This window comes from Salipiger sp. (genome assembly GCF_059781815.1).
Genome location: NZ_JBYNAH010000201.1, coordinates 1 through 9806, shown reverse-complemented (window position 1 = coordinate 9806; position 9806 = coordinate 1). Strand labels below are relative to the sequence as shown.

The window sequence follows — 9806 nt, the reverse complement described above, 5'->3', positions numbered from 1 at the left end:
GCCACGTCAGCCGAGGTCACCGGCGAGCCGTCGGACCACAGCAGGCCTTCCTTCAGCTTCCAGGTGATCGAGGTCAGGTCTTCGGACACGCCGCCGTTCTCGACGGTGGGGATCTCTGCGGCAAGGTAGGGCACCAGTGCGCCGGTCTCGTCGTAGCGGCCCAGCGGTTCGAGCACGAGCGAGGCGGCTTCGATGTCCTTGGTGCCACCCGAGAGGTAGGGCGTCATGATCGACGGCGCCTGCCAATAGATGATGTTGACGTGACCGTCCTCGCCGCGCTCGGCAAAGGCTGCGGGGGCAAGCGCACTGGTGGCGACAGCCCCTAGCAATAGGGTCTTGAGCGTCATGGGGTTCTCCTCGTTGGATGCCGGCGCTGCGGCCGGCTTTCTTGGTTTTGTCTGAAAGCGGAGTCCGTTTGGGCACAAACAACCGTCTCCGGCTGCCGCGCCCCTCGTCCATCCCGATCATGGCGGGTATCGAAACCAGAACGAGACGAAAATGCAAGCACTGCCTTGGCGGAACCTGACGGCAGGGTTTGACACCGTCCAAAACCTGCCCTTAGCTTTGGCATCCGCCATCTCAGGAGAATATGGATGCTCGACAACGCCATCGCCCGGATCGAGAAACTTCGGGTCGAATTTGAGACGAAAGACGGCACCGTTGCCGGCGTGGAGGACGTCAGTTTCGACGTCGGCCCGGGCGAAACCGTCTGTATCGTCGGCGAGTCGGGCTCGGGAAAGTCGGTATCCTCGCTCTCGCTGATGCGGCTGATCGAGTATGGCGGCGGAGAAATTGCCAACGGGCGCCTCATTTTTGATCGCAAGGATGGCGGCGAGCTCGATCTGGCCCAGGTCGACCAGGATCTGATGCGCGACATCCGCGGCAACGAGATCGGCATGATCTTCCAGGAGCCGATGACCGCGCTGAACCCGGTCTTCACCATCGAGCGCCAGCTCACCGAAGGCCTGCGCGTGCACCGCGACATGAACAAGGAGCAGGCGCAGGCGCGCGCGCTTGAGCTGATGAAGCAGGTGCGCATCCCCGAGCCGGAGCGCCGCCTGAAGCAGTATCCGCACGAGCTTTCCGGCGGCATGCGCCAGCGCGTGGTGATCGCCATGGCGCTGGCCTGCAAGCCGCGTCTGCTGATCGCCGACGAGCCCACCACGGCGCTCGACGTGACCATCCAGGCAGAGATCCTCGCGCTGATGGACCGGCTCAAGCGCGAGACCGGCACCGCGGTAATGTTCATCACCCACGACATGGCGGTGGTGGCGCAGATGGCCGACCGCGTGGTGGTGATGTTCCGCGGCAAAAAGGTCGAGGAGGGCACCGTCGAAGAGATCTTCGAGAACCCCCAGCACCCCTATACCAAGGCGCTGCTGGCCGCGGTTCCGAAGCTTGGCGAGATGAAGGGCAAGCCGCTGCCCGAGCCGATGAAGCTTCTGGGCCGCGAGCAGGACGAGATCAAGCCGATCACCGGCACCGATGAACCGCTTCTGGTGGTGGAAAATCTCACCACGCGCTTCCCGGTCAAGGGCGGCTTTTTCCGCCGGACTGTGGCAAATGTGCATGCGGTTGAGGATGTTAGCTTTACCCTGAACAAGGGTCAGACGCTCAGCCTTGTGGGCGAATCGGGCTGCGGCAAGTCCACCGCCGGGCGCTCGATTCTGCGTCTGGTTGAGCCGATGCGCGGCCGGATTTCGCTCGACGGGGTCGATGTCATGGGGCTTGGCCCCAACATGCTGCGCGACGAGCGGCGGCAGATGCAGATGATCTTCCAGGATCCCTTCGCCTCGCTGAACCCGCAGATGCAGCTCGCCGATCAGGTGGCCGAGCCGATGCGCAACTACGGCAGCCACGCGGGCTCCGAGATGATGGACCGGGTCGAGATGCTGTTCGACCGGGTCGAGCTGCCGCGCAGCTTCATGCGCCGCTATCCGCACGAGCTTTCGGGCGGCCAGCGCCAGCGCATCGCAATCGCCCGCGCGCTTGCGCTCAACCCCAAGCTCATCGTCGCCGACGAGGCCGTCTCGGCGCTCGACGTGTCGGTGCAGGCGCAGGTGATCAACCTGATGATGGAGCTGCAGGCCGATCTGGGCCTCTCCTACCTCTTCATCAGCCACGACATGGCGGTGGTCGAGCGCGTGAGCCACAACGTGGGCGTGATGTATCTTGGCCGCATCGTCGAGATCGGCCCGCGGGCCGCGGTGTTCGAGAACCCGCAGCACCCCTACACGCAGGCGCTGATGAAGGCGGTTCCGGTGGCCGATCCGCACCGGCGCAAGTCCGAGAAGGACCTGAACTTCAAGCCGATCCCCTCGCCGATCCACCCGGTGGGCTACGAGCCCGAGCCCAACACCTACAAGGAGGTCTCGCCTGGGCATCTCGTGCTGACTTCGAACAGCGGCTACTGACCGGCGTTCTCATGCAGCGCCCCGTGCCCGGCATCGGCTTTGTCACGCGCCGGCACGTGCGCGATGGGGGCACGGCGTGATGCGCTGGCTGCGGGTCTCTCTGAAGGCACTCCTGTCGGTGCTGGCGCTGGCGGGGCTCGTCGCCTGTGCCCAGCAGAACCGCCTCAGCGAGGGCGAGGGCCTGCCGCCACCGCCTGAGGGTGCGCTGCGCGTCGCCACGCTCAACGTGCATTACATCGACCTGCGCGGGCCGGGCGACGGGCCGTGGAGCCGCGCCGGCTGGGAGCGGCGCAAGCCGGCGCTCGGCGCGCTCGTGGCGGGGCTCGACGCGGATGTCATCGCCTTTCAGGAGATGGAGAGCTTTCGCGGCGGCGATGCCGATACCGACAATCTCGCCCGCCGCTACCTGCTCGACCGGCTCGAGGGCTATGCCGCGGCCGCCATCGGTGACTGGCGGGCGTTTCCCTCGACGCAGCCGATCTTCTATCGCACTTCGCGCCTGGAGTTGGCGGATCAGGGCTGGTTCTTCTTCTCCGACACGCCCGATGTGATCTATTCGCGCACCTTCGACGGCTCCTGGCCTGCCTTTGCCTCCTGGGCCGAGTTCCGCCCCCTCGACAGCGGCCCGCGCTTCCGGGTGATGAACGTGCATCTCGAGTATCGCAGCGCCAGCAACCGGCGGCTCTCGGCCGAGCTGATCGCAGACCGCCTGCGTCCGGTGATCGAGGCGGGTATACCGGTGGTGCTGGCGGGCGATTTCAACGCGCTGAGGGGCTGGCAAGTGATGCAGCAACTCGCAGCCGCGGGGCTGGACTTTCCCGCGGTGCCGGCGGCAACCTATCACCTGAACCGCGGCCTGCACCTGCTGCCCGCGATCGACCACATCGGCATCAGCGCCGGTCTGCGCGTCGTGGGCGGGCCCTTTGTTCCGCAGTTTTCGCGCGATGGCGTCTGGCCCTCGGATCACCACGCGGTGGTGCTCGATCTGGCGCTGCGCTGAACGCCGCGAAACCGGGCAGGGCGCGGCGGTGGGAGGCGGCGTTGCGCGCGCCCCTCTTGCCCGTCCGCGCGCGGCGGCGTAGGCCATTTGCAGACAAACGAAGGAACCCCGATGCCGACCCGCCTTTCGCCCCGCGAGATCCTCGAGAAGCTGGTGAGCTTTCCCACCGTCAGCCGCGACACCAACCTGCCGCTGATCGACTGGGTGGCAGACTACCTCGCCAGCCACGGCATCGAGAGCCAGCGCCACGCCAAGCCGGCCGAGCCGGATCTCAAGGCGGCGCTCTTCGCCCATGTGGGGCCGGAGGTCGATGGCGGGGTGATCCTCTCGGGCCATACCGACGTGGTGCCGGTGGACGGGCAGGAGTGGAGCTCTGATCCTTTCGTGCTCACCGAGCGCGACGGCAAGCTCTACGGGCGCGGCTCGACCGACATGAAGGGCTTTGACGCGTTGGCGGTCTGGGCCATGGTCGAGGCCAAGCATCGCGGTGTCACGACGCCGTTGCAGATCGCGCTGAGCTACGATGAAGAGATCGGCTGCATGGGCGGCAAGGACGTGGCCGAAGCGATGCGCGCGGCCCTGCCCAAGGCGGCCTCGGTGATCGTCGGCGAGCCCACGGAGATGAAGGCCGTCACCGGCCACAAGGGCGGGCTGACCTTCTGGATCCATGTGCATGGCGTCGAGGTGCACAGCTCGATCCTGCATACAGGCGTGTCGGCAATCATGTATGGCGCCAAGCTGATCGAGTGGGCCAACGCGGTGAACGCCGAGAACGCCGCCGCTTCGCCCGGCAAGATCGCGGCGCTGTTCGAGCCGCCCTACACCAACGTGCATGTGGGCCAGATCCGCGGCGGCACAGCGCATAACATCACCGCCAAGGATTGCGAGTTCGGTCTCGGCTTCCGCGTCGTGCCGGGCGAGGACCCGAAGCACTGGGAGCGGCGGCTGCGCGACAAGATCGCCGAGGTCGAGGCGCAGATGCAGGCGGTCTGCCCCGAGGCGTGGATCGAGGTCAAAACGCTCTTTGAGCTTCCGCCGCTGGTGCCGGTGGAGGCCAACAGCGCCGAGGAGCTGGTGCGCCAGGTGACCGGCGACAACGGCGTGATGCAGGTGAGCTACGGCACCGAGGCCAGCCACTTCCAGGCCGCCGGCTACAACGCCGTGGTCTGCGGCCCCTCGGACATCGCCATCGCCCACAAGCCCGATGAATATATCGAGATTTCCCAGCTGAACGCGGGTCAGGCCTTTATGGAGCGCCTGCTGGAGCGGCTGGCATGAGCGTGGTTTTCCCATTCCGTGACGAGGGGCCTATCGAGCATGACGGCCCGCTGCCCGAGGCCTGCGATCTGGTGGTGATCGGCGGAGGGGTCATCGGGGTGTCGACAGCCCTGTATGCAGCCCGCGCCGGGCTGTCCGTGGTGCTGCTCGAAAAGGGCCGCGTGGCGGCCGAGCAGAGCTCGCGCAACTGGGGCTGGATCCGGGTGCAGGGCCGCGACATGGCCGAGATCCCGATCGCTTTGGAAGCCCAGCGGCTCTGGCCGGAGCTGGATGCAGAGTGTGGCGGCAAGCTCGGGGTGCGACAGGTGGGGGTGAGCTATCTCGCCCGCTCCGAGAGTGACATGCAGGGCTTTGCCGGCTGGCTCGATGAGGCCAGACCGCTTGGCGTGTCTTCGGAACTGCTCGACGCCGCCGCCACCAAGGCGCTGCTCGGCGCCGAGGACAGCCCTTGGGTCGGGGCGCTGCACACGCCCACCGACATGAAGGGCGAGCCCTGGGTCGCGGTGCCGGAGTTGGCGCGGCTGGCGGTTGCCAGCGGGGCGCAGATCCGCGAGCGCTGCGCGGTGCGCGGGCTCGACATGCAGGGCGGCGAGGTTGCCGGCGTGGTGACCGAGCAGGGCCGCATCCGCTGCGCCCGCGCAGTGCTGGCGGGCGGCGCGTGGTCCTCGCTCTTCCTGCGCCGCCACGGGGTGAAGATCCCGCAGCTCTCGGTGCGCTCCACCGCGATGGCGACCAAGCGCCTGCCGCAGGGCGTCAACACCGCCGCGGTGGATGACAAGCTGGCTTTCCGTCCCCGCGCCGATGGCGGCTATACCCTTGCCCCGGCAGCATTTTCCGAGCTCTTCATCGGGCCGGATGCGTTCCGTGCCCTTCGCACCTACCTGCCGCTCGCGGTCTCGGGCGAGTTTGAGGTGCGGCTCAAGACCAAGGCCCCCGCGGGCTACCCGGATGCCTGGGGCACCGCGCGGCGCTGGTCGGACGACGAGGAGAGCCCGTTCGAGCGCATGCGGATCCTGTCGCCCGAGCCCAACGCCGCCAAGGTGGCCGAGTGCCGCGCGCGCTTTGGCCAGCATTTCCCTCAGATGGGCGAGGCGCCACTGCAGGCCGCCTGGGCCGGCATGATCGACGTGCTGCCCGACGTGGTGCCGGTGGTCGACCGCTGCGAGGCGCTGCCGGGGCTGACGGTGGTCACCGGCATGTGCGGTCACGGCTTCGGCATCGGCCCGGCCTTCGGCCGCATCGCGCTGGCGCTGACGCAGGGCACCGATCCCGGACACGATCTCAGCCGCTTCCGGCTGTCGCGGTTCTCGGACGGGTCGAAACTTGTCACCGGGCCCAATCTGTGAGCGGGATCCACCCGGACCGTTGTTCCGAAAGAGCATGAATATGTTCTCTCAAGTATCTGTATTGCAGGCGTTAATACCTGTTTTCTTCGCGTCTTTGTGAGGCGCGGATCGCTCGCGACCCCTCGCTTCCGCCGCGCCCTGCTTGCAGGGCTCGCCGCGCGGTGGCAGGCTCGCGGAAAATGATCAAATCCCAGGGAGCTACCCATGCCCGTCAAGAACCGCTTCGCCGAACTGCATCAGGACATCACCGCCTGGCGCCGTGATTTCCATGAACACCCCGAAATTCTCTTTGAAACTCATCGCACTGCGGGCATCGTGGCCGAGAAGCTGCGCGCCTTCGGGTGCGACGAGGTGGTCGAGGGCATTGGCCGCACCGGCGTGGTTGGCGTGATCAAAGGCAAGAGCGACAGCGCCGGCAAGGTGATCGGTCTGCGCGCCGACATGGACGCGCTGCCGATTCACGAGGTGACGGGGCTGGATTATGCCTCCAAGACCCCGGGCGCGATGCATGCCTGCGGCCATGACGGGCACACCGCGATGCTTCTGGGCGCGGCGCAATATCTCAGCGAAACCCGTAACTTCGACGGCACTGTTGTGGTGATCTTTCAACCTGCCGAAGAGGGCGGCGGCGGCGGTCGCGAGATGTGCGAAGACGGCATGATGGCGCGTTGGGGCATCCAGGAAGTCTATGGCATGCACAACTGGCCGGGCATGCCCGCGGGCAGCTTCGGCATTCGCCCCGGGGCCTTCTTCGCCGCCACCGATCAGTTCGAGATCAACGTGAAGGGAAAGGGCGGCCACGGTGCCAAGCCGCACCAGGCGATCGACCCGCTGGTCACTGCGGCGCATATCATCACCGCGCTGCAGAGCATCGTCAGCCGCAACTCCGATCCCGACGACCAGATGGTGGTCTCGGTGACCGGCATCGAGAGCTCGTCGAAGGCGTTCAACGTGATCCCGGCCTCGGTGATGTTCCGCGGCACCATGCGCACCATGTCCAAGACCAACCGCGAGCTCGGCGAGGAGCGGATCAAGGCGCTGGCTGCCGCCACCGCGCAGGCTTTCGGTTGCGAGGCCGAGATCAAGTGGCTGCCGGGCTACCCGGCGATGGTGAACAGCGAGGCGCAGACCGAGTTTGCCGCCGACGTGGCCGAGGCGGTCTCGGGCGCCTGCGACCGCGACGCGCCGATCACCATGGGCGGCGAGGACTTCGCCTACATGCTCGAGGAGCGCCCCGGCGCCTATATCCTCGTCGGCAATGGCGACAGCGCCGATGTGCACAACCCGGAATACAACTTCAACGACGAGGCGATCCCGGCGGGCTGCTCGTGGTGGGCCGAGATCGTCGAGCGCCGGATGCCCGCCGCCTGATCCTGCGCGGCGCGCCCTGCCGGCAGCGGGGCGCGTCGATCACGCGATCTTCTGCGAGGCACAAAAAAACGCGGCCCTCCGAAGAGCACCGCGTCTTTTTTCGCGTCGCTGCGCCGATATCAGGCGAGGGCGAGGTTCGATGCCGACTCGCGGCCGTCACGGCCGGCTTCGACGTCGAAGGTCACTTTCTGATTGTCGGCGAGGCCGGTGAGGCCTGCGCGCTCGACAGCCGAGATGTGCACGAACACATCCTTGCCGCCCGCGTCGGGTGCGATGAAGCCGAAGCCTTTGGTGGTGTTGAACCATTTCACGGTGCCGGTGGCCATATCCGTGGTCTCCTATCTGAAATCTACCCGCAGGATGCGGTAGTGCGGCGTGGTCCGTCCGGATCGAAAGACTGAGCGCCGTATGAGGGAGACAGTGGTCGACATAGAAAAACGTAAGCCCCTGCGGAATATACCGCGTCGCCGCTCTTGCCAATGGGTGATCTGGTGTCGGCGACATTTCGCGCGGATGGCGGGCATGGGGTCACTCTTCGGCCTTGGCTTTTGCCCTTGGCTTGCTCGCCGTCTTCGCCTTGGCGGCGGCCTTCGGCTTGGCCGCAGTCTTCGGCTTCGCGGCGGTTTTGGCCTTGGCCGCGGGCTTTGTGGCTGTGCTGGCCTTGGGCTTGGCCGGGGCGCGCTTGCGTTTGGGCGCCTCGGTGACGGTCAGCGCGGCGACCGCGGCCTGCCAGTGCTCGGCATCCTTGCCATCGGGGCAACCGGCCTCCATCCAGAGGAAATAGGCGGTCTCGGCGATCTCCGCCTCGGTCGGTGTCTTGGTGCTCATAGTTGTGGCCTCCCATGCCAACTGTCTTGTGAAACCGGATCGCGCGTTGCGATACAGTCTGCCAGACATGGCCCGTCCGGCAAAACACCGACGCTACCGAGCGCGCCCGATACGCGGTGCCGCGCTCAACGGGATGGCACCGACGCGCCATTTCGGCTAAAGCGCGGGCAAACCCGCATAGGAGGGGTCTGTGACCGATCGCGCCAACATCATCTGCATCAAGTGGGGCACGCTCTTCGGCCCGGAATACGTCAATCGGCTGTATTCCGGCGTGCGCCGCAACATGTCGCGCCCCGTCCGCTTCTTCTGCATGACCGAACACGCCGAGGGCATTCACCCCGATGTCGAGATACTGCCGCTCCCGGTCGAGCCCTTTGCCGACCGCATGGCCTCGGCACTGGCGGTGGCGAACCGGCAGGGCGCGATGCGCAAGGTCTCGCTGTTCCGTCCGGGGCTGGTGCCCGATCTCGAGGGGCCGTTCCTCGGTTTCGATCTCGATGTGGTGATCACCGGCAGCCTCGACGAGATCCACGATATGGCGCCGGGCATGGTGGCGATGCGACAGGACTGGACCGAGAAGCGCAAGGGCCGGCCCACGGGGCACGGCTCGGTGTTCCGCTTCGACCCCGCCTTGCACGGGTTCCTCTATGAGGACATCGCCAAGAACGCCTATCGCGAGGTCGAGGCGGCGCGCGGCTCCGAGCAGCGCTATACCAGCCACAAGGCGATGGAGCGCGACTGTTTCAAATATATCCCAGAGCCTTGGGTGGTGTCTTTCAAGTATGACTGCAACCCGTTCCCGGGCAACTGGCTGCACAAGCCGCGGCTGCCCGAGGATGCCCGTGTGGTCTGCTTCCACGGTCGCCCCAAGATGACCGATGCGGTCGATGGCTGGAACGGCAGCATCATCCGTCACTCCAAGCCCTGCGACTGGCTGCGCGAGCACTGGATCGACCGCGCAGAGGCGGATCTCGGCCCGGACTGGGCCTGAACCGGCCTCATGCCCTTGCCGACGCCCCGGCGGGCGGGGTAAGAGCGAGGCCACGAAAGAATTCTGAGGGAAGGGCAAGCAATGCGTCGCGTTGTGGTTACCGGGCTGGGGCTTGTGACGCCGCTGGCCGATGGTGTCGAAAAGAGCTGGGAACGAATTCTCGACGGTCAGTCGGGGGCCGGGCCGATCACCGGGTTCGATCCCGAGGGGCTGGCAACCACCTATGCCTGCGAAGTGCCGCTCGGCGAGGGCGAGGGCGAGTTCAACGCCAACGCCTATATGGAGCCGAAGGAACAGCGCAAGGTCGATACCTTCATCCTCTTCGGTCTCGCCGCCGCGCAGCAGGCGGTCGAGGATTCCGGCTGGACCCCGACCGAGAAGGAAGATCTCGAGCGCACCGGCGTTCTGATCGGCTCGGGCATCGGTGGCCTGAACTCGATCGCCAACACCGCCGTGATGATGGAAGCGAAGGGCCCGCGCCGTGTGTCGCCGTTCTTTGTTCCCGGCGCGCTGATCAACCTGATCTCGGGTCAGGTCTCGATCAAGTACGGCTTCAAGGGGCCGAACCACTCGGTGGT

General features: G+C 66.4%; 9 protein-coding genes and 1 pseudogene. 7 read left to right on the top strand and 3 right to left on the bottom strand.

The window, feature by feature from the left end:
* Positions 1–347 (bottom strand): annotated as a pseudogene (locus tag AC6RA4_RS19435) (peptide ABC transporter substrate-binding protein); the annotation flags it as partial.
* A gap of 246 nt (positions 348–593) precedes the next feature.
* On the opposite strand from AC6RA4_RS19435, the gene AC6RA4_RS19430 reads away from it, so the two are divergent.
* The 5 genes from AC6RA4_RS19430 (at position 594) to AC6RA4_RS19410 (ending at position 7409) form a co-directional block, all read left to right on the top strand.
* Positions 594–2414, top strand: coding sequence for an ABC transporter ATP-binding protein (locus AC6RA4_RS19430; RefSeq protein ID WP_500163195.1), 1821 nt, complete (start codon positions 594–596; stop codon positions 2412–2414).
* Positions 2415–2493: 79 nt separating this feature from the next.
* Positions 2494–3414 carry an endonuclease/exonuclease/phosphatase family protein gene (locus tag AC6RA4_RS19425; RefSeq protein WP_500163197.1) on the top strand — a complete coding sequence of 307 codons (921 nt, stop codon included), beginning with the start codon at positions 2494–2496 and terminating at the stop codon, positions 3412–3414.
* Between the two features lie 111 nt (positions 3415–3525).
* Positions 3526–4692 (top strand): acetylornithine deacetylase, encoded by a 1167-nt coding sequence (gene argE, locus AC6RA4_RS19420; protein ID WP_500163193.1) that lies wholly within the window; start codon positions 3526–3528, stop codon positions 4690–4692.
* On the top strand, positions 4689–6038 hold the full coding sequence (locus AC6RA4_RS19415) for an NAD(P)/FAD-dependent oxidoreductase (RefSeq protein WP_500163191.1): 1350 nt from the start codon (positions 4689–4691) through the stop codon (positions 6036–6038). Before argE ends, AC6RA4_RS19415 begins: the two co-directional genes overlap by 4 nt.
* Before the next feature lie 204 nt (positions 6039–6242).
* Positions 6243–7409, top strand: a complete 1167-nt coding sequence (locus AC6RA4_RS19410; RefSeq protein WP_500163189.1) for a M20 aminoacylase family protein — start codon at positions 6243–6245, stop codon at positions 7407–7409.
* A gap of 119 nt (positions 7410–7528) precedes the next feature.
* Here AC6RA4_RS19410 and AC6RA4_RS19405 read toward each other — a convergent pair whose 3' ends face one another.
* Both AC6RA4_RS19405 and AC6RA4_RS19400 read right to left on the bottom strand, forming a co-directional pair.
* On the bottom strand, positions 7529–7735 hold the full coding sequence (locus AC6RA4_RS19405; protein ID WP_500163187.1) for a cold-shock protein: 207 nt from the start codon (positions 7733–7735) through the stop codon (positions 7529–7531).
* A 202-nt stretch (positions 7736–7937) separates the two neighbouring features.
* Positions 7938–8237 (bottom strand): DUF2934 domain-containing protein, encoded by a 300-nt coding sequence (locus AC6RA4_RS19400; RefSeq protein WP_500163185.1) that lies wholly within the window; start codon positions 8235–8237, stop codon positions 7938–7940.
* A 190-nt stretch (positions 8238–8427) separates the two neighbouring features.
* Between AC6RA4_RS19400 and AC6RA4_RS19395 the strand changes: the two genes are divergently transcribed.
* Positions 8428–9228, top strand: a complete 801-nt coding sequence (locus AC6RA4_RS19395; protein WP_500163184.1) for a glycosyl transferase — start codon at positions 8428–8430, stop codon at positions 9226–9228.
* An 81-nt stretch (positions 9229–9309) separates the two neighbouring features.
* Positions 9310–9806, top strand: a 497-nt coding sequence (locus AC6RA4_RS19390) for a beta-ketoacyl synthase N-terminal-like domain-containing protein (RefSeq protein WP_500163182.1), incomplete at its 3' end; no start/stop codon positions are given.

Excerpts from the sequence above, each read along its gene's own strand:
- AC6RA4_RS19430 (WP_500163195.1), top strand. The coding sequence starts at position 594 with ATGCTCGACAACGCCATCGCCCGGATCGAGAAACTTCGGGTCGAATTT.
- AC6RA4_RS19425 (WP_500163197.1), top strand. The coding sequence starts at position 2,494 with ATGCGCTGGCTGCGGGTCTCTCTGAAGGCACTCCTGTCGGTGCTGGCG.
- argE (WP_500163193.1), top strand. The coding sequence starts at position 3,526 with ATGCCGACCCGCCTTTCGCCCCGCGAGATCCTCGAGAAGCTGGTGAGC.
- AC6RA4_RS19415 (WP_500163191.1), top strand. The coding sequence starts at position 4,689 with ATGAGCGTGGTTTTCCCATTCCGTGACGAGGGGCCTATCGAGCATGAC.
- AC6RA4_RS19410 (WP_500163189.1), top strand. The coding sequence starts at position 6,243 with ATGCCCGTCAAGAACCGCTTCGCCGAACTGCATCAGGACATCACCGCC.
- AC6RA4_RS19405 (WP_500163187.1), bottom strand. The coding sequence starts at position 7,735 with ATGGCCACCGGCACCGTGAAATGGTTCAACACCACCAAAGGCTTCGGC.
- AC6RA4_RS19400 (WP_500163185.1), bottom strand. The coding sequence starts at position 8,237 with ATGAGCACCAAGACACCGACCGAGGCGGAGATCGCCGAGACCGCCTAT.